Here is an 18,311-nt window from a genome sequence, read left to right as displayed (position 1 = left end):
TTGCTAAAACTTTACGGCTACTCTCATTTGTATTAGGATGATCTTAGAATGTCCAGATTGCCAAAAAACCGAAGTCCCGATCAGATTCTGTTTTGCATTCTTGCAAATGCTGAGGGGAAAGGCGTATCGAAGACCATGCTCATGTACAACTGCTATGTCTCGATCTCTCAGCTTAGAAAGTATATTCCACTCCTTCAAGAGCTTGGCCTGATAGAATTTTCAGAAGAAACAAGATTATACAAAACGACTGAAAAAGGTAGTCTATATCGTAAAGCATATGATGCCGTTGCCGATGGCATAAGGCCCAATAAGAAAAGGAAAAGGTAAGGAGCCCACAGGAGGCCCGGCCCAAGATTGTCATCTCTGCCAGTCCAACTAGTCCTTTTTCTTCTTACCCTTGTTCTTATTTACGGTTGCATAGCCTATTCTTTTTGCAGCCTTTGCAGATTTGCCTTTCTTCCTTTCAGAGGCTGCAATGTGTTTTGCCTGTCTATCTTGCTTGGCTGAAAACCTTCGACTTTTTCCTTCAGGCATAAGTTTTCAACGTAATGATCTGCAGTAATTTATTAATGAGTTGTGTAGCTTGACTCGAACGTGCGTAGCGCAGTATATCTGGCTCGGACTCACATTACTTCCTAACGTGAACTTCAAGTACTTTTTTAAAGATTAACCGGCTAAGCATACGCAAATGAAACTTCCACCGGACCCAAATAACGCGACACAGCAGGAGCTTGAGGAATGGCTAACGGGGCTCACTGATGAACAGGCCCGGACGCTGCTTGAATCTATAAACAAAGAATTGAAAAGAAGAGGCGAAATAGCAGGCAAAGCGGGGACTGGATGAAAAGCATAGTCCCCTCCCCACCGTTCAGCGGGCTTATTCTTAGAGCGTTGCAGCGCTAGATGCAGTGCCACCTGATGTTCTCAAATAGGAATGCATTCTACTGATTATCAAATCAGCGCTCGGTCCTGCAATATCCATGATAGCATTGTCTATATCTTCAACGGACGAGCACGGCGTGCCGCCGTCAACAATCAGTTTGTACTTATCTTCAAGCTGAGAAATGAAGAGCCTTGATGCATCTTCACCGAATATACTCAACGCATGTTTGAGGGCTGCTCTCTTTGTTTTGCAGTCAAAGAGATAGCCTTCAAACATGATCTTTAACGTGCCATCATGTTAATAGAATTTACTATAATCAAGTTCCTTGTGCACGGCAGGCTCGCCAATGCCCTCCGTTCGGGCGAGTCATCGGCCATTGCCTAGCCATGTAAAAGATACATCACTCAGGTTTCAGAGAAGCCGTGCTACTAAGGCGCTGGCTTTTCCGAATGGGGTCAAAATAACACATGCAGTACGTTTTTCGGTGGCTATACTGTGATATAGCGCAACCCATTATTATTTTGGAGTGTAAGATAATTCATGCTTTGGCAAATAGTTTCCGCGCTCGTCGCGATAGTCGTCATCGTGCTTCTCCTAAAATTTCTGCTCGGCATAATCTAGTTCTGCGACCATACTAAGATTCCGCCGACGGTCATCTCTTGAAAGCAGCGGGACACAGTGTTGTATGGAAGTTTGAGCGCCGGTACCATCTGATAACAGAAAAGCTCATCATGCGTCTCAAATAGCCCGAGAATGAGGGTCTTGCTGTCCTGCTCGGCCATGTACGGGGCCCGGCTTGGCATGGCCGAGTCCAGTTTTCAAACATTCCTTTTTAGATTGTTTTGCAACGGCAGAGCTACTCAACAATCTTTCAGGACCAATCGGTCCTAGATGCATTCGAGCGCAGGCAGGTCAAACAAACCGAGAAACCTGACTGCGATCACGTCTTTACCGAGACCTTGTCAATAGATGACAGCGGCAACGAAAACATATGCTTCAGGTGCGGTGTTGTTGGGAGCAACGAGATCCCCGAAGCTGCTCGCTTGACGGGCGGCATTGACCCTGAAGACTGGTGGCGAAATATTTCGTGGGGCCCTGCCACACCCATTGCGCTCGAATCCTTCTTGGTTCCCACCCTGCGCAGGATCAAATGTCGAGATCGTTATGTCGATATCAAGATACTTGCCAAGTTGCGCAGTTACACGGCTATCCAAAGATTGTGTGAGCAGCACCATATCCCAAAGCGTTTTGCTGATGAGGTTATGACGTTGCTTCTGAAAAGGCGGAAGGGATTGTATAGCAAGTACGAGCCTGTTCGACTTCTCTGCGAATTGATCAAGAACGGCGACCCACGACTGCATAGCCGGCTTGCCGCTTTAGAGCCACTCGCAATCAAACCCCGCCCGCAGAAGAGAGGCGTAAAGAAAACTAAGGTGCAAGCATCCAAGGTTCAAAAGAAGAGGGGCAGGCCGAGAAAGACCCTGCTTGAGTCGCTTATGCTTGTGGCTTAGCCATGCTCCAGCTTCTTCTATTAGAGAAGGATGGAAGAGTTATGAACTCTTCCTGCTATCTAGCCTTTCGTTAAGTCGGTCAAGCTCCAAGGCCAGCATCAGAAGTGCAATCTTTACTCCTCTGTCACCGCTGTTGTCATTCATGATCTTGGTTATGGTGTCGATAACTCTCGGATTTGTCATGTTATGCTAATCCCAATTAAAGGATCAGTACATATCCAATTTACCCTTTTTGGTCAGAAATACTCTGGGGCTTCAGTTCTTCTAACACTTTAGCAGCTTCTACCAAAGCGTAATACTGCTCCTTCGTTAACTTCCGTCCCTTGTAAGTAGCCGCAACAGCCATCATCTGGACTCGGCTCTTTAGCTGCGTGGTTTGGGGATCATCTGGCAGCCCGTTCGTAACTTCGCTCTTTATCATAGCAATCCGTCTCTCTTGCTCAATCAATTTGGCTTTCAATATCTCGATATCTGCTCGCTCTGTTCTCAGTCGTTCTACCTCAGCTTGCAACTCCTTCTCTTGCGAGATGGTAAGCCAGTTCTCAGCCTTCAGATATTCTTCATAGATTCGTTTTTCCGAGAAAGTCTGATAAATGCCTCTCAAACCACGAGTTCCCTCGCTCCAGCCCATGAGCACAGACTGGATAGAGTTATTGAGATTTGCCTCTCCTATTTGGGTTGAATAGAATTTACGTATGCCGTGAACGCATTTGATGGGGTGCCTTTTGATTTGATATTGTTTTTCTAGGGCAGTAGTATCTTTACCTTCTGCCTTCAATCTCGTTATTTCGGCTAGGAGTGCCTTCCTGCGAAGAGGCTTCCTAATACCGGTTCGGACGGCTACATCCTCAACCATACGCCTAAGGCTATTCTCGGAGAGTGGCTCTAACGCATTTACTGATCTCCACGAGAACTCCTTCCTAATCACTGGAGCCTCAGGATTAACCCATCCGATGATTCTGTCATTCTCATCTCTTAGCCAAATCTGCTCTCCTTCTAATTCTCTATCCCCGAAGTAAGTGTCTAATGCCTTTGCAGCTTCCAGCGTGGAGAAGGCATAGTAATTGAACTTCTCGCTCTCATCATATACTGAGACTTTGTACCGTCCATCCTCAAGCTTTGTTAAATGTTTGAGGAATAACTCAGGCACGGCTCCTTCACGTATGCCCGTAGAGGCAAATAGCAAGATGAGGGCTTTAACTCGGACGTTGGCTGCCTCCAACATAGTACGAAGTTCTTCTTTGGTATAGCCTCGATCTTTATACTTGCGGGTTTTCTCACCCATCACTGCATAGATTTTTTTGAACTTGACTCCTTCGACCTCATAAACCTCACAGTATTTTTTTACTGCTGATATGACGGCGTTCCGCCGCCCATAGGAAATGCCGTCGTGCTTGAGTTCTACAATGTATGCCAGTAGCTTATCCTGTAGTACTTTTGCGTCCGTGTGCTGTTCGCCAAAGATAAAGCTTGTAGCCCGTGTGAATCTCCGTAGATCCTGTTTATAGTCCTCCCTAGTAACCGGACTGCTAATAGACTCTTCAAACAAGTCTATAGCCGAAGGGAGCGTTTTCATCACGGTAGCCTGCATTACAGCGGGTGTCTGTAGCGTATGATATTTAAGGGTGGAATCCTTCATACCTGTCTATCATGGCAAGGATTCACGTTCACACTCATGGCAAGTCACATTCTATCCGTCCCACTTCAAAGTCTGCTCCTTCCTGGCTAACTACAAGCCCTGACCAGGTGTCGTCGCTGGTGGTCAAGATGGCAAAAGACGGAGTTACCCCGAGCGTAATCGGCCTAAAGCTTCGCGACGAGCATGGAGTCCCACTTGCCCGGTCGGTGACTGGCAAGACCGTGACGCAGGTACTTTCCGAGAACAACATCAAGTCCGAAATGCCCGAAGACCTTGAGAGGCTGGTAATGAAGGCCCTTGGCCTGCAAAAGCACCTGAGGGCGCACAATAGCGACCACAGAAACGTCCGCTCGCTAGAGCTTGTAGAGGCAAAGATCCATCGCCTGGCAAAATACTACAAGGGAATCGGCAAGATTCCTGCCACTTGGAAATACGCCGCCGTCATCGCCCAGCTAGAGTAAGACGCCGAGATGGGTGGCGACAGCTCCAAGCTTTTCTCTGCGCTCAAACCTTTTTGCGAAAAGCTCCGCTCCGTCGTGGAGAACGGGAGCGAGATTTCAGTCATTACGCACCTTGACGCCGATGGCATCACTTCGGGGAGCATAATCGGGACTGCGCTTGCGCGCATGGGTGCCAAGTGCTCCGTCAGGACTGTGTCAGACATGACGCCGTCCGTGATAGAGCGGATGAAGGCTGAGGACCACGAGTTTTATGTCGTGACGGACCTTGGCGGCGGCATGGCCGCGAATTTTCGCAAAGCTCTTGGCGACAGGTGGGTTGTAATCGACCACCACCAGATACCTGAAGAGGAGATCTTGACGGATGATGCGGGCCAGATCATGAACGCCTGGAAATACGGCATAGACGGCGGCATCGAGGTTCCGGCAGGCGGCCTGGCCTACATTGTTGCAAGCACGCTTGACCGGAAGAACCGCGACCTCTCGCAGGTGGCGGTGGTTTCCGCGGTCGGCGACAGGCAGGACCAGGGCGACAAAAAGTCGTTTCTTGGACTAAACAAGGAGATACTTGAAACTGCCAAGGCACTTGGGCTCGTCAACGTGGACCTCGACATCATGCTGACGGGCAGAGAGACGCGCCCCTTGCACGAGGCGCTTGCATTCACTTCGTTTCCCTACATCGACGGGCTGACCTGGAACCGTGACAACTGCCACGCCTTGTTAAAGAACGCAGGTATAAAGCTAAAGGACAATGGGCGGTGGCGCGTGCCGGCCGAGTTTTCGCAGGAGGAAAAAAGCGCGATACTCGACGCGATTGCCAAGTTCGTAGTCACGTCGAGCAAGACTTCTGCATCTGTCATCGACGACCTCATTGGTTATGTGTACACGCTCGCCGGCGAGGACAAGCGCAGCCAATTGCGCGACGCAAGGGAGTTTTCCACGCTGTTAAACGCGTGTGGCAGGATAGGCAAATCCGGAGTCGGGATAGCAATTTGCATGGGCGACAGAAACGCCATGCTTTCCGCCGGCGAGGAAATAAGCGCCGAGTACCGCACCACCCTGCGCAACTATATCTCGACAATATTTTCAGAAAAGTGGAGGGTGGCAGACGACGGCAAAGTGGCGTTAGTAAACGGCGACGGTCTTGTCGCGGAGGACATGCTAGGCGCCGTCTCGTCGCTCCTCTCTGGGTCGCCGACCCTTGCAGGCAGGCTCGTGTTCGTAAGGTCGCTTTCAAAGGACGGCACGTACAAGTTTTCGTCTAGAAAGGGCCTTGGGTGCACGTCGCCGGCAAACCTCGGCCTCGTGATGCGCCACTGCGCCGAGTCTGTCAAGGGCACAGGAGGCGGCCACTCGGCCGCGGCGGGCTGCAGGATACCTTCGGTGGCGCTTGACTCGTTCCTTTCATGCCTGAGGTCCGCAGTGAATGACGCGAAATTCTCGACAGCATCCTGATTTTGCGGTAGTTGACGCACAGGTCGGCGTGTCGTTTCCGACGCCGGCGCACGCAAGGGCTGCGGTCAAGGCATTAATACCAGACAATGTGAACATGCCTGCGGGCTTGACCGTCGACATCTTTTCAAGAGGCAGGACAGTCTGGGTGCGGGTCGGAGGCAACGGCGCAGTTTCCATCGCCACCGTCGCAAGCACGCTCGACGAGATCCTTGAGCACATTTCAGTTGCCCGGAAAGTGATTGTGGAAAATGCTTGACCCCAAGCTCTTGAAGGACAGCCCCGACTCTGTGCACGAGATGCTCAAAAAGCGCAACATGGAATTCCCGCTTGACGAGCTTGTCGCGCTTGAAAGGCGCAGGCGGGAACTCATCACCGAGGCGCAGGAATACCGCTCCAAAAAGAACAAGCTGTCAGAGGCAGTCGCGGCAAAGAAAAAGGCCAAGCAGGACGCGTCGGCCGAGCTTTCGCAGATGAAGGAGGTCAGCGCCAACATGGAAAGGGTAGAGCAGGAAAAGGTCGCGGCCGAGGACAAGTACCTCAAGCTTGCCGCACTTTTGCCAAACATGCTCCACGAGTCGGTGCCTGTGGGCAAGGACGAAAAGGACAACGTGGTTGTCAGGACTACCGGCACGATAAGAACTATTGTCGACAAGCCCAAGGACCATGTAGACATTGCAACCGCGCTGGACCTGTTTGACATCGAAAGGGCGGCCAAGATCTCTGGTGCAAGATTCTACTTTTTGAAAAACGAGCTGGTGCGCATGAACACTGCGCTCGTGCATTTTGCGCTTGACTATTTGACTGAAAAAGGCTACACGCTCGTACAGCCGCCGTACATGATACGCAGGCAGCCGATGGAAGGCGCGGTAATACTGGGCGACTTTGAAGACGTCATATACAAGATAGAAAACGAGGATCTGTACATGATAGGGACGTCAGAGCACGCCATAGCCAGTATGCACATGGACGAGATACTGGAGGGCAGGCAGCTGCCGATGCGCTATGCCGGCGTCAGCCCATGCTTCCGCAAGGAGGCCGGCGCGCACGGAAAGGACATGAAGGGGATATTCCGTGTGCACCAGTTTGACAAGGTGGAGCAGTTTGTCTATTGCCGGCCGGAGGACTCGTGGAAGGAGCACGAGCGCATGCTGCAAGTCTCGCAGGGGTTCTTTGACGCGCTGGGCATCCCGTACCGCGTGATGCTCCTGTGTTCGGGCGACACCGGCAAGATATCGGCCAAGACGTACGACATCGAGGCTTGGATGCCCGGTCAGGGCGCGTACCGGGAGATAGTGTCTTGCTCAAACTGCACGGACTACCAGGCCCGCAGGCTTGCGATACGCTTCCGTGACAAGACAAACGAGGACACAAAACTGGTGCATACGCTCAACAGCACCCTTGTTGCGGTACAGCGCACGCTCGTCGCAATAATGGAGAACTACCAGACGCCTGCAGGCACCGTGGAAATACCGGAGGTCTTGCAAAAGTACATGGGCGGCCTTGCAGAAATCAAGCCCAAGTCCTGACGCACAATATATATTCTGGAGGCCAAGTGTGGTTTTCGATGGTCAAGGCAGCAAAGAAGGGAGGCAGAGTCCGCGACAAGTGGCGAGACAAGCAATGGGTCATCGTCAACAAGCCATCAGGATTTGAGCCGCCCGGATCAGTTAACTATGTTCCCATAACCGACGGCGAGCAGGCCAAGGGGAGGGTAATTGAAAATACACTCCATGACATGATGAAGGGCAACCCCGATCAGACCATGGACCAGCACCAGATAAAGATCTTCATCCAGATTGACAAGATAAACGACGGCACAGCAAGCACCCGCTTCAAGGGCCACGAGTATGCCAAGGAATTCCTCCGCTCGCTGATAAGGCGCGGAAGCTCCATGGTCACCTTTGTGCATGACTATACCACGCAGGACGGTCACACCTTCCGTGTGGCAGTAGTAGCCTTTACGCAGAGGCGCGTGAACGCTTCGAAAAAGCACGAGATCCGCATGATAGCCCGCCGCATCCTGTCCGAGAAAATCCCGCAGATGACAGTCGAGCAGTTCGTTCAGGAAACGACAGGCAGCAAGCCCGGCGACATACCGCGGGAGACAAACAGCTTGCTTGGCGCGGCAATCATGAATGAGGCGAAAAAGATCTCGAACATACGCCACATCGGCATAAAGAAGACCAAGCTGATCTCTACTCCTGAGTCTAGGGCAGTGAGCGACGCCAAACCGGTCGAAGCGACAGCGATGGCCGAACCGGCTCCGCAATAACTTTTTAGTCCCTTCCCTTTTTCCTCTTTTATTAGATGTCTGAGGAAATACGCTTCTCCTCTGCAGAGGTCCAGCTCGTGCTCCACGCCACGGAGGACCATGGCAAGGTGCTTGCAGCGGTTGAAAAGGTGCTTTCCGTGCCGGCCGCAAGCTTTGAGGGCGAGCAGTCGGAGGGCCATTATGGCAACCAGATAGCGCTCCTTGGCGCCATGGTCGCAAGCAAGGACGCCAGCGCGCTTGCCACCAGAGTAGTCTCTGCCCTGAACCGCATCGACCGGCAAGAACTTTCCGACCACATCGAAGAGTACTCTGACGAAAAGGGCAACCTCTACCTGCGCCTTGACAAGCAGAGGCTCTGTCAGGGCAAGGTGTCGCTTGCAGAGTCTGACGCGGTGAGGGTCAAGTTCAAGCCCGTCCACCGCTACAAGCCGTCAAGCAGCCTGCAGAGCTACAGGGGGCTACTCTCTTCAATCGAATAGACCTCTCTGTGGGCGAACGCGCCGTTTCTGCAGCAAAGGCGCTTGGCCTGCGAGTAGGAGCCGCAGCAGCTGCAAGTGAATTTTCCGATACCGACATAATTTACCGTCTAAAGAACCTGCCACCAAAGCCTGTGAAATACGATTACCTGCTGGTTACTGAGAATATTGACGAAGTTTCGCGCACCGACATACTTGCACTGCGGGATTTCCGCAGGGCGAAGGAGAAATTGAAAAAAAAGGCCAAGGCCGGCGCGGGGATAGAGATCACAGTCGAGCAGGCACGAAGAATGGACGCGGCGGGAGTCGCAAGGTGGGTCTCTGACGCATACGATCTGTACGAATTCTGCCAGTCGTCGGGCTTTCAGTTCGTGCTGTCAAGCGGGGCCGGCTCGCCGGCAGGCACCGTGTCGGGTCAGTCCTTTGACGCGATATTGAAGGTGATAGGCGTCGATCCGTGCGAGCACTGGAAGGAACTTGCCGGCTGGCTTGAATCGCGCCTTGAACGGAGGGTGCGCACGTGCTAAAGAGGCGTGAAAAGAGGCGCTATATCTCTGTCATGTGCGAGGCGGCTGTAGGAGAAGGAGGGGTTGGCGCGCTTGCCGCAATCCAAAAGCGACACGCAGAGCTATTTGGCAGCATTGCGCTTGAAAGGGCGTCTCTTAGGCTGATAAAAGACGAAAACGGTGCCGTGATAATTCGCTGCAGCCTTGCAGAGATAGAACGCATCCTTGCGACAGTTGCGCTATGCAACCCGCCAATCGTCACACTTGACATGTCGTCCAGCATGAAGCGACTAAAGCGCAGGCAAACATAGGGTTTTATCTTGCAGGCCCTCTCTATCAAACGGGGATGAGGTGAGTTTCGCTGCTCCAGACTGAGTCAAAAGCGATGAAGATCTCGCGACGAACCGACCCATACATATATACTAAAAATAACATTTTCTGGAGGCTCAGAAATGCATCTGCCAGCGATATGCCGTACTGGTAGGCGCATATAGATGATTTACACTGACCAGCCCATCAGTATTCGGCTGATAAGCGAGGCTTATTACGTAAAATCGCCGCCCTGTGAACATGTCCAAACCCTTCGATACAAAACGCCTAGAACCAAGAAAGAACAGATCTGGTCCCTATCGATGCAACACATGCGGAGATTTTGCAACTGTGGAAGCACTCTTTCAGGTGCAGGGTGGAGGTATTATTGTAATGCAGAGGTTCTGTGACATGTGTTTGTCTAGTGCAGACTGTGAACTTTGATCGAACAGTGTGATATTTTTTTGTAGTCCGCTGGAAACGCGCGCACAATAGCTATAGACACTGCACAAGATGAACATATAATTATCAGGGACGCCTCCTTGGAACCATATGGAGCTGGCCTACGACTACCCTCTCTACCGACCTCCGTCAGAGGCCAATTCGCTGATATTCCAAGTCACGCTAGGCTGCTCCTTCAACAAGTGTTCCTTCTGCAACATGTACCGCACCAAGGAATACTCTGAACGGCCGTGGGATGAGATTCGCGCGGAGATAGACATGATGGCAAGGTTCTACCCAGACACGCGCAGGATATTCCTCGCCGACGGCGACGCGCTAAACATGTCCAAGGACAAGCTGGTGCAGATACTGCAGTATTTGTATCAAAAGTTTCCCGGCATCGAGCGCATTTCCTGCTATGCCATGCCAAAGAACCTCCTGCAAAAGACTGACGAAGAATTGAAAGCGTTACGCGCCGCCGGCCTGCACATGTTCTATGTAGGGATTGAAAGCGGTAACGACGTTGTCTTGAAAAAGGTGACAAAGGGCGCGACTGGCAGGTCGATAGTCCAGGCGTGCAACAAAGCCAAAAAGCACGGCTATATCCTTTCGTGCATGGTAATCCTCGGGCTTGGCGGCAGGAAATACACAAAGGAGCACATCGCCGACACTGCAAAGGTATTGAGCGAAATAGCGCCGGATTATGTGGGCGCACTCACGCTGTACCTGGAGGAAGGCGTGCACGACGAGTTCATGAACAAGTACGGCGAGCCTTTTGAATTCATCGACGATATTGAGGTGCTTGAGGAGCTGGAACGCCTCGTCCAAGGCTTTGATCCAAAGACTCCGGTAGTGTTCCGCGCAAACCACGCTTCTAACGTCTACTCTATCGGCGGGACGATGCCCGATGACAAGGGCAAGATGCTGTCGCTCATTGAAGGGCTAAAGTCGCATCCAGAGATGCTAAAGCCCAAGTTCCTGCGCCGCTTTTAAAGGCCATTGCGCGAAGCAAGACCACTTAGCGTTATTATCTCGTAGCCTTGCTCATTAATGGACTTGAGGAGCATATCGAGTTCTTGCATCTGCTTTTCATCTAGCTCGTCATGAAAGTTCAGTCCGTCTCGCCGTGCAAACTCCATCGGGTGCATTGTGACGACTGCAAATCCGTTTTCCTCGATTCCGCGTTTTATCTCTGACATTGTCTTTTCGTGATCGTAGCCAAGCCAGCGAGTATTGTCTTTGTTCAGGTCGCCTGTCTCTCCCGTTTCCGGATAATGCCACAACCCATCATCCCTTTTGTCGTATGGTGGCTTGTCATACGTCATGTTTGCGCTCACGTACAGGATGTTGTTCTTTTTTGCAGCCGCAAATGTGCTGTTGTTCACAGCATTATATGGCGCGATGAATATCTGTGGCTTAAAGCCAAATATGCTGTTTAGTTTTTCGTTTGTCTTTGTCATCAAGTCCGACTGCTCTTTCTGACTGTAGTGAGTGAACCATTCGTGGTTCCACCCGTGGTTTGCGACTTCAAGGCGTCCGGCGGCGACGCCTTCTTTTACATCCGACACTATTTTCTGGTCCTGGCCAAAGTAGTTGCCGATAATGCCCACAGTAAGCGGTAGATTGTGCCTTTCAAACTCGTCCATCAGCTGGATCTGGACTCCCCCGAGGTAGTAATCCTGGATGTCGTCCAGCCGGAATGCGACGCACTTGCACTTTTCCACAGGTGTCTGCTGCTGGGCGTTAAAAATTGGCGCAGCGACAACGGTAGCAAGCAGTAGCACTGCGCAGCCTGCTATTGCAAGTGCAAGCTTCCTCATTTCCCTTTGCGAGTGTGTGCAAACCTAAGGTTATAGTAATCAATTGCGCGATAGGATTCTAGGGGCGGAATACTGAACAATGATCTGCACCCCGCCTACAGCGCCTCGTCAAAAGGATTAAAAGCCAGCCGGCGGTTAGGTGTGCAAACGATATGTACAGCGGGGAACTTGAGGTACAGGCCAAGCGCAAGGCGCTGGCAATTTTGCAGGACGAAATCAGCAAGATTCTGGGCTCTTCGCGAGACCTTTCTACGCTTACTTCGTCGCTCATCAAGGACGACAACAACGACATGCAGGCCTGCCTTGAGCGTATGCGCAACAGCGAGGAGGAAGTGGAGAACCTCCGGCGCAAGATAACAAGGGAAGTGTCGGAGCTCGGCGGCCTGATGGCAAACCGGGAGGACATTTTGCGCACGGCGTATCTTATGGACGACGTCGCCGGCTACATCAACGGCATCGCGTTCCGGCTGGCAAACATGAAGGGCGAGACGCTCAGAAAGGCCCAGTGCGACGCAGACCTGCAGGAGCTGGTCGGTATGGTAGTCGACGCCATCTTCAAGCTGAACGAGATGGGCAGGGCTCTTTCGATAAACCCTGCAAGCATGTTCGAGCTTGCGCAGGAAATGCAAAAGCTGGAGCACCAGGTGGACGCCAAATACAGAGCGATGATAATCAAGGCGCTGGGCGAGATTACAAACAACAAGGATCTCTTGCTTTTCAAGGACGCGGTCGAAGGCATCGAGGGCATGGTCGACAAGTGCCAGGAGGCGTCCGACTCATTTACGATACTTGCGCTTGGAATGTAAAAGAAAATGGTGTAAATGTCGACGACATCAACCGTAGCAAATGGCCGGCTTTTTGGCAACAGGATTATAGTCTGGGACATTTCAGACTCGAAAAGGCTGTACGGCTCGGGCTACTACGGCAAGCCCATCGGGGTGCCAAAACCAAAGGGAGTAGAGTTCGATGCACCCCTCGTGCTTGACCTGATGGAAGGCTGTTATCTTGCCGAAAAGGGCAGGTTGAAAATATCGCAGATGGATGGAAACAAACCAGTCTCGCAGACCGAGATAAGAAAGGTATGCAAAAAACAGTACGTCGACTTTGACGCCAAGTACCTGGTGTTTTCAGACCTGCGGGAAAAAGGCTACGTGGTTTCGCCGGGGATAAAGTTTGGCTGCGACTTTGCGGTGTACGAGCAGGGGCCGGGAATCGACCACGCTCCGTACCTCGTGCAGGTGTTCAGGGCGACCGACGAAATGACTGCTACCGGTGTCGTCCTTGCCGGCAGGCTTGCCACCACCGTGAAAAAGCAGTTTATACTTGCGATACCAAAAGTGACTGAAAAGAAAATAGAGTACGTCGGCTTTGACTGGTGGCGCGCCTAGGCCGCTGCATCTTTCTTTGGCATGTCGAACTTGACATAGTTCTCGCCCGATATCGTTAGGCGCGTGGAGAACTTGTCAGAGCCCTGCTCCAGCCAGCCCTTGTACCGAACCGAGTTCTTGACGATATCAGTCACGCTCGGCTTTTTCTCATTGACTTCCTCGTAGCACGAAAGTATCTCGCCGAACTTGACTTCATGCTGCTTGTTGAATTTTGTGATATAGTATGCAAACACCGCGGTTTTTTCGTAGTGGTTCTGGGGCTTTTTCTCTGCATAGAACTCGCGCAGCCCTGGCTTGCTCTCGTTTGCCTTCAGGTCGACCGGTATCGGCGGGAGCGTGGGCGCCACGCGCGGCGTGTGCTTGGCCGGCGCCGCTGCCGCCGGCTTTGGAGCAGCAATAGCTGTTGTTGCCTGCCCATCTGGCGCCTGCTGCGGCACCTCCTGGACCTCCTGTGGGAGCGCAACCTGCGCCTTTAGCGCGATGTTTTGCTGCTGCATGCCACTTGCTATCGCCTCCTTTACCGCCGTCTTGAATATCTCCTCGAATTTCTCCAGGTGCTTGTCGACGAAACTTTCCTTGCCCTCCAGTTCGACGATGCCCTCCTTGACGTTTATCGTAAATCTTGCTTCAGAATTATTTCCCGAGCTCAAGCCCGCGTAGTATTTTCAAAGCTTCTTTATCAAGTTGGTGGTGCACCTTTGCAGCTTTGCTAAAGAAACTAGTTAAGCAAAGTTCCGGCTTTCTTAAATATCCGTATCAGAAATAACTTGCGCCTTATGTTTTCGGTCAAAAAATTGGGCAAGAACGGGATGTGGGGAACGGTGAGTCTGATAGACGAAAACGGGTCTTTCCGGGGAGAGGCCAAGTTTGAGACAAAGGAAGATGCAGAGAATTACCTGATAAAATTCAAGAACAGGATGAAAAAGCCGGTCGACTTAAAGGTGTTCAACGAATCTGAAGGCGAGGAGCCCAAGAAAAAGGACAAGAAACACTGACTGACTATTTTGCGCGCAAAGGCAACAGCTTTTGCCTCACTTTCTGCGCCATTTTCTCAAGCTCTTCCTCCGGAGCGACGCGCCTTGCGGGCCACTTGCCATCTGGGCTGTCGTCTGAAAACCGTGGGACGATGTGCACGTGTACATGGGGGATTATCTGGTTAGCGGCAATGCCGTTGTTCTGACCGACGTTGAACCCGTCTGCACCTGCTGCGGCCACGACTGCCTTGGCTATCCTTGGTACCTCTGCATACAGTTTGCCAACTTCGGCCGGCGGCATGTCTAAAAGAGTGTCGTGGTGCTTGGTCGGTATTACCAGCGTATGGCCCGGGTTTATCGGGTACTTGTCCATTATCACGAGCAAGTCGTCGTCCTTGTAGACCTGGGCGCTTGACAATTCGCCTGCTATTATGGAGCAGAATATGCACGGCTTGGGCATTTCTCGCGCCTGCTAAGATTTAATGGATGTTTATTTCTTGTGCTTGGTGCATATGCTTGTCCCGTATCTGGTAAATTGTTCAGCTGTTTTTTTGACATTGACACGCTGCAACGCTATGATGCCCTTGATAGCCAATTTTAAATAAGCCAGATTCTAGACCTTTTATGATGGCCGAGACAGTCGAGCTGGAAGACTTTGACATTGCGTTTTCATTCCGTTGCCCCAAGTGTGACTATGTCAACGAAGAGGTGCCTGCCAAGGACCTGTCGAGCGGAAACGCCGAGTGCGGCATGTGCGAGACCGTCTTTCGCGTTGAGGGCCTTGATGGCGTCAAGATAACGGCAAGCCTCGACTGAGAAGATTGAGAAACGCCAAGAATCTTAAAATATACACCTTGGGCTTCTCTCATTCTATATGGAGCTTCCAAGCAGAAAGGTTGTCGAAGGAGCAGCAAGGGCGCCGCACAGAGCAATGTACAAGGCAATGGGCCTCACCGACGAGGACCTGAACAGGCCAATAATCGGCGTCTCTACCACTTGCAACGAGGCAACTCCCTGCAATATCCACCTTGGACAGCTTGCGCAGAGCGCCAAGAGGGGCGTGAGCGAGTCAGGCTGCACGCCGCGCGAATTTACCGCCATAGCGGTTTCTGACGCCATTGCGATGGGCCACGAGGGCATGAAGGCGTCGCTTGTCAGCCGGGAGATAATAGCCGACTCTATAGAGATAATGATGAGGGCGCACGGCTACGATGGCATCGTGGGAATCTCTGGCTGCGACAAGAGCCTGCCCGGCACGCTCATGGGGATGGCACGCCTGAACTTGCCGTCCGTTTTTGTGTATGGTGGCACCATAATGCCGGGCGAGTGGAACGGCAAGCAGGTGACCGTACAGGACGTGTACGAAGGCGTTGGAGCATACGACGCCGGCAAGATGACTCTGCAAGAGCTTATCAGCCTTGAAAATGTCGCCTGCCCGACGGCAGGCTCGTGCGCAGGCATGTACACGGCAAACACTATGGCGTCGATAAGCGAGGCACTTGGAATGTCGTTGCCGGGAAGTGCGTCGCCGCCCGCAGAAAGCGAAAGGCGTCACGAGATATGCTACAACACTGGCAAGGCTGTGATGAACCTGATTGACAATAACGTCCGCCCGCGGGACATACTCACCTACGAGGCGTTCGAAAACGCGATAATGATGGCAAACGCCATCGGCGGTTCCACAAACGCTGTCCTGCACTTGCTTGCGATAGCAAGGGAGGCAGGAGTAAAACTGAATCTAAACGACTTTGAAAAAATCCGCAAAAAGACACCACACATTGCCGACATGAGGCCGGGAGGCATGTACGTCATGCTGGACCTTGACAAGATTGGCGGGGTGCCGGTCATCATGAACGCGCTGTTGAAAAAAGGCATTCTCAACGGCGACGTCATGACCGTGACGGGCAAAACCATGAAGGAGAACCTTGCGTCGATGACGTTTGACCTGAGCCAGGGCAAGGAAAAGGTGGTGAAGCGCCTTGACGAGCCGATAAGCAGCGAGGGCACGCTAAAGATACTGAAGGGCACGCTTGCGCCTGATGGCGCGGTGGTCAAGGTCGCAGGGGTAAAGAGCAAGAAATTCAAAGGAAAAGCACGCGTCTTTGACAGCGAGGAAAAGGCGTTTGACGCAGTGTCCAAGCGCAAAATAGTCGAAGGCGACGTCGTGGTCATACGCTACGAGGGTCCAAAGGGCGGGCCTGGAATGCGCGAGATGCTTGCAACCACTGCCGCAATCGTGGGGCAGGGTCTTGGCGAGAAGGTGGCGATGGTCACAGATGGCAGGTTCTCCGGGGCGACCCGAGGGTTCATGATAGGTCACGTGGCGCCAGAGGCAATGGTGGGAGGTCCAATTGCACTTGTCAAGGAAGGCGACGAAATAGTCATCGACACGGCGACAAGCAAGATAGATCTGATGGTGTCAAAGGCCGAATTGGCAAGGCGGGCAAAGAAATGGAAGCCGATAAAGCCGCACTACAAGTCAGGCGCTCTTGCAAAATACGCGTCGCTTGTCCAGTCGGCGTCTGAAGGCGCAATCACCGTCCCTAAACTTTAAATGCCTATCGAGGAGCATGAGGGAAGAAGGCTAGAGGAGAGAATGAAACAGGATGGTAGCTTTTGGCCGTCTGAACTTGGGCGGCAAGATAAGGATCGAGCCCCTAGCCACGACTGAAGACCAGTTCACACTTTTCAAGAAACTCTATTCTTCCTCAGAGCGCGCATTCATCCTAGAATCGCTCGTAGGCCCAAAAGAGCTTGCCGAGATGTCCGTCATCGGCTTTGATCCGGAGGTCACGGTAACCTGTGACTCAAAGGCGTTTATTGTAGAAAGACGCGGCAAGATAAAAAAGCAAAAGGTGACAGAGCCCCTGTCGCAGCTGCGCCAGCTCGTGCCAGAGGTAAAGGACGACACGTTCCGCTACATCGGAGGCGCGGTGGGATACATCAGCTACGACGCAATAAGGTTCTGGGAGAGCCTGCCCATTGACAGACGCAAGGGCAAAAACACGTTTCCCTTGATGGAGTTTGGGATTTACACAGACGGCATACTGTACAACCACAAGGAAAACCGCGCCTACTACTTTTATCTGGGCAAGTCGAGGCTGAAGGAGATAAAGCGCAGGCTGGCAAAGGCATCAGCAAAATCTGCCCCGTTTTCATACACCGAGCCACGTAGGAACATGACCAAGGAGTATTTCGCAGGCATGGTCAAAAAGGCCAAGATATACGTCTATGACGGCGACACGTTCCAGGTGGTCCTTGCCAAGAACATCAAGTTTGACGTAAAGGGCGACATGTTGCGCTTTTACGAAGCGCTCCGGGAGGTCAACCCGTCGCCCTACATGTACCTGATGAAAATGGGCAGAAGGTGCATCATCGGCTCTAGTCCGGAGATGCTGATCCGCGTCACAAAGGGCTATGTCGAGACATTTCCCATAGCCGGCACGAGGCCGATAGTGGAAGACGAGAAAAAGAACGAGGAGATGCGCCAAGACTTGCTAAAGGACGAAAAAGAGCTTGCCGAACACACCATGCTAGTGGACCTTGCAAGAAACGACATCGGCAGGGTGTGCAGGTACGGCACGGTCAAGGTGAACGAACTGATGACCGTCAAGCGCTTTAGCCACGTGCAGCACATCGTCTCGCACGTCACGGGCAGCCTGCAAAAATCCTACGACTCGTATGACGCGCTAAAAGCAGTATTTCCTGCAGGCACCGTGTCGGGCGCGCCAAAAGTGCGCGCGATGGAGATAATCGACGAACTGGAGCCTGACCTCCGAGGTCCGTATGCGGGCGCGCTGGGCTATTTCTCATTCAACGGCTCGTGCGACTTTGCAATAACGATACGCTCGCTTTTTGTCGACCAGAACAAGGCATACATCCAGTCGGGTGCCGGCATAGTAATGGATTCAGAGCCTGAAAAAGAGTGGGACGAAACGGAGCACAAGGCAAACGCTCTGCTCTCCGCGCTCCGCAAGGCCGCAAACTGACTTTTCGCTCAATTCCAGACTGCTTTCTGGCCGTTTTTGCGAGCATTTCGTGCTTGGCGTATGCTCAAAACGGGCCCTTGTCGGCGGTCAGCAGTTTTGCCGGCTGCAAAAATGATGTTATTGATAATGTAATGATATTTACGATTGCAAATTGAAGTTTATAGTATTGTGCTAATGTTATTAGTTTAAA

General features: G+C 52.1%; 25 protein-coding genes. 18 read left to right on the top strand and 7 right to left on the bottom strand.

Annotated features, from left to right (window positions below):
- The first annotated feature begins 57 nt into the window (after positions 1-57).
- Positions 58-327 (top strand): Sso10a family chromatin protein, encoded by a 270-nt coding sequence (gene sso10a, locus ACYOR7_RS05605; protein ID WP_479913349.1) that lies wholly within the window; start codon positions 58-60, stop codon positions 325-327.
- Between the two features lie 48 nt (positions 328-375).
- Here sso10a and ACYOR7_RS05600 read toward each other — a convergent pair whose 3' ends face one another.
- Positions 376-534 (bottom strand): hypothetical protein, encoded by a 159-nt coding sequence (locus ACYOR7_RS05600; protein WP_479913348.1) that lies wholly within the window; start codon positions 532-534, stop codon positions 376-378.
- Positions 535-688: 154 nt separating this feature from the next.
- Between ACYOR7_RS05600 and ACYOR7_RS05595 the strand changes: the two genes are divergently transcribed.
- Entirely contained in the window at positions 689-844 is a 156-nt protein-coding gene (locus ACYOR7_RS05595) for a hypothetical protein (RefSeq protein WP_479913347.1), read from the top strand.
- Between the two features lie 39 nt (positions 845-883).
- Here ACYOR7_RS05595 and ACYOR7_RS05590 read toward each other — a convergent pair whose 3' ends face one another.
- Together ACYOR7_RS05590 and ACYOR7_RS05585 are read right to left on the bottom strand one after the other, a co-directional pair.
- Positions 884-1,159, bottom strand: coding sequence for a hypothetical protein (locus ACYOR7_RS05590; RefSeq protein WP_479913346.1), 276 nt, complete (start codon positions 1,157-1,159; stop codon positions 884-886).
- A 341-nt stretch (positions 1,160-1,500) separates the two neighbouring features.
- Complete coding sequence (locus ACYOR7_RS05585) at positions 1,501-1,686, bottom strand: hypothetical protein (protein ID WP_479913345.1); 186 nt, start codon at positions 1,684-1,686, stop codon at positions 1,501-1,503.
- 156 nt (positions 1,687-1,842) lie between these two features.
- Between ACYOR7_RS05585 and ACYOR7_RS05580 the strand changes: the two genes are divergently transcribed.
- A complete protein-coding gene (locus ACYOR7_RS05580; protein WP_479913344.1) occupies positions 1,843-2,394 on the top strand; it encodes a hypothetical protein in 552 nt (183 codons plus the stop codon).
- A 223-nt stretch (positions 2,395-2,617) separates the two neighbouring features.
- Here ACYOR7_RS05580 and ACYOR7_RS05575 read toward each other — a convergent pair whose 3' ends face one another.
- Entirely contained in the window at positions 2,618-3,985 is a 1,368-nt protein-coding gene (locus ACYOR7_RS05575) for a hypothetical protein (RefSeq protein ID WP_479913343.1), read from the bottom strand.
- Between the two features lie 59 nt (positions 3,986-4,044).
- Here ACYOR7_RS05575 and ACYOR7_RS05570 point away from each other — a divergent pair, with 59 nt between their 5' ends.
- The 9 genes from ACYOR7_RS05570 to ACYOR7_RS05530 all read left to right on the top strand — a co-directional run bounded on the left by ACYOR7_RS05570 (position 4,045) and on the right by ACYOR7_RS05530 (position 10,943).
- On the top strand, positions 4,045-4,494 hold the full coding sequence (locus ACYOR7_RS05570; RefSeq protein WP_479913342.1) for a 30S ribosomal protein S15: 450 nt from the start codon (positions 4,045-4,047) through the stop codon (positions 4,492-4,494).
- Positions 4,495-4,503: 9 nt separating this feature from the next.
- On the top strand, positions 4,504-5,946 hold the full coding sequence (recJ, locus tag ACYOR7_RS05565) for a RecJ family nuclease (RefSeq protein ID WP_294807449.1): 1,443 nt from the start codon (positions 4,504-4,506) through the stop codon (positions 5,944-5,946).
- Complete coding sequence (locus ACYOR7_RS05560; protein ID WP_294807450.1) at positions 5,918-6,202, top strand: hypothetical protein; 285 nt, start codon at positions 5,918-5,920, stop codon at positions 6,200-6,202. Before recJ ends, ACYOR7_RS05560 begins: the two co-directional genes overlap by 29 nt.
- The gene (gene serS / locus ACYOR7_RS05555) at positions 6,195-7,472 is read left to right on the top strand and encodes a serine--tRNA ligase (RefSeq protein WP_294807451.1); all 1,278 of its coding nucleotides are present in this window, start codon (positions 6,195-6,197) and stop codon (positions 7,470-7,472) included. The genes ACYOR7_RS05560 and serS overlap by 8 nt, the downstream gene beginning before the upstream one ends.
- A gap of 38 nt (positions 7,473-7,510) precedes the next feature.
- A complete protein-coding gene (locus tag ACYOR7_RS05550) occupies positions 7,511-8,218 on the top strand; it encodes an eS1 family ribosomal protein (protein WP_294807453.1) in 708 nt (235 codons plus the stop codon).
- A gap of 35 nt (positions 8,219-8,253) precedes the next feature.
- On the top strand, positions 8,254-8,697 hold the full coding sequence (locus ACYOR7_RS05545; RefSeq protein ID WP_294807454.1) for an RNA-binding domain-containing protein: 444 nt from the start codon (positions 8,254-8,256) through the stop codon (positions 8,695-8,697).
- Between the two features lie 8 nt (positions 8,698-8,705).
- Entirely contained in the window at positions 8,706-9,221 is a 516-nt protein-coding gene (locus ACYOR7_RS05540) for a hypothetical protein (protein WP_294807456.1), read from the top strand.
- Positions 9,215-9,511, top strand: coding sequence for a hypothetical protein (locus ACYOR7_RS05535; protein ID WP_294807458.1), 297 nt, complete (start codon positions 9,215-9,217; stop codon positions 9,509-9,511). The genes ACYOR7_RS05540 and ACYOR7_RS05535 overlap by 7 nt, the downstream gene beginning before the upstream one ends.
- Positions 9,512-10,061: 550 nt before the next feature.
- On the top strand, positions 10,062-10,943 hold the full coding sequence (locus ACYOR7_RS05530; RefSeq protein ID WP_294807461.1) for a radical SAM protein: 882 nt from the start codon (positions 10,062-10,064) through the stop codon (positions 10,941-10,943).
- On the opposite strand, the gene ACYOR7_RS05525 is transcribed toward ACYOR7_RS05530, so the two are convergent.
- The gene (locus ACYOR7_RS05525) at positions 10,940-11,770 is read right to left on the bottom strand and encodes a polysaccharide deacetylase family protein (protein ID WP_479913341.1); all 831 of its coding nucleotides are present in this window, start codon (positions 11,768-11,770) and stop codon (positions 10,940-10,942) included. The two genes, ACYOR7_RS05530 and ACYOR7_RS05525, sit on opposite strands and share 4 nt — an antisense overlap.
- 152 nt (positions 11,771-11,922) lie before the next feature.
- On the opposite strand from ACYOR7_RS05525, the gene ACYOR7_RS05520 reads away from it, so the two are divergent.
- Together ACYOR7_RS05520 and endA are read left to right on the top strand one after the other, a co-directional pair.
- Positions 11,923-12,576 (top strand): DUF47 domain-containing protein, encoded by a 654-nt coding sequence (locus ACYOR7_RS05520; protein ID WP_294807465.1) that lies wholly within the window; start codon positions 11,923-11,925, stop codon positions 12,574-12,576.
- Between the two features lie 15 nt (positions 12,577-12,591).
- Entirely contained in the window at positions 12,592-13,158 is a 567-nt protein-coding gene (gene endA, locus ACYOR7_RS05515; RefSeq protein ID WP_294807467.1) for a tRNA-intron lyase, read from the top strand.
- Here the strand turns inward: endA and ACYOR7_RS05510 are convergent.
- Positions 13,155-13,808, bottom strand: coding sequence for a hypothetical protein (locus ACYOR7_RS05510; RefSeq protein ID WP_479913340.1), 654 nt, complete (start codon positions 13,806-13,808; stop codon positions 13,155-13,157). The genes endA and ACYOR7_RS05510 overlap by 4 nt on opposite strands.
- Positions 13,809-13,934: 126 nt before the next feature.
- Here ACYOR7_RS05510 and ACYOR7_RS05505 point away from each other — a divergent pair, with 126 nt between their 5' ends.
- Positions 13,935-14,153: a hypothetical protein gene (locus tag ACYOR7_RS05505; protein WP_294808608.1), complete on the top strand. Its 219-nt coding sequence runs from the start codon at positions 13,935-13,937 to the stop codon at positions 14,151-14,153.
- 4 nt (positions 14,154-14,157) lie between these two features.
- Here the strand turns inward: ACYOR7_RS05505 and ACYOR7_RS05500 are convergent, their stop codons facing one another.
- Complete coding sequence (locus ACYOR7_RS05500; RefSeq protein WP_294808609.1) at positions 14,158-14,592, bottom strand: HIT family protein; 435 nt, start codon at positions 14,590-14,592, stop codon at positions 14,158-14,160.
- 164 nt (positions 14,593-14,756) lie between these two features.
- Here ACYOR7_RS05500 and ACYOR7_RS05495 point away from each other — a divergent pair, with 164 nt between their 5' ends.
- The 3 genes from ACYOR7_RS05495 to ACYOR7_RS05485 are packed head-to-tail and all read left to right on the top strand — an operon-like array spanning position 14,757 to position 18,121.
- Entirely contained in the window at positions 14,757-14,948 is a 192-nt protein-coding gene (locus ACYOR7_RS05495; RefSeq protein WP_294808612.1) for a hypothetical protein, read from the top strand.
- A gap of 58 nt (positions 14,949-15,006) precedes the next feature.
- Positions 15,007-16,686: a dihydroxy-acid dehydratase gene (ilvD, locus tag ACYOR7_RS05490; protein ID WP_479913339.1), complete on the top strand. Its 1,680-nt coding sequence runs from the start codon at positions 15,007-15,009 to the stop codon at positions 16,684-16,686.
- 52 nt (positions 16,687-16,738) lie between these two features.
- Positions 16,739-18,121, top strand: a complete 1,383-nt coding sequence (locus ACYOR7_RS05485; protein ID WP_294805244.1) for an anthranilate synthase component I family protein — start codon at positions 16,739-16,741, stop codon at positions 18,119-18,121.
- Positions 18,122-18,311 lie beyond the last annotated feature (190 nt).

This window comes from Candidatus Nitrososphaera sp. 86-2 (assembly GCF_056726185.1).
This window is presented reverse-complemented; position numbering and strand designations above follow the sequence as displayed.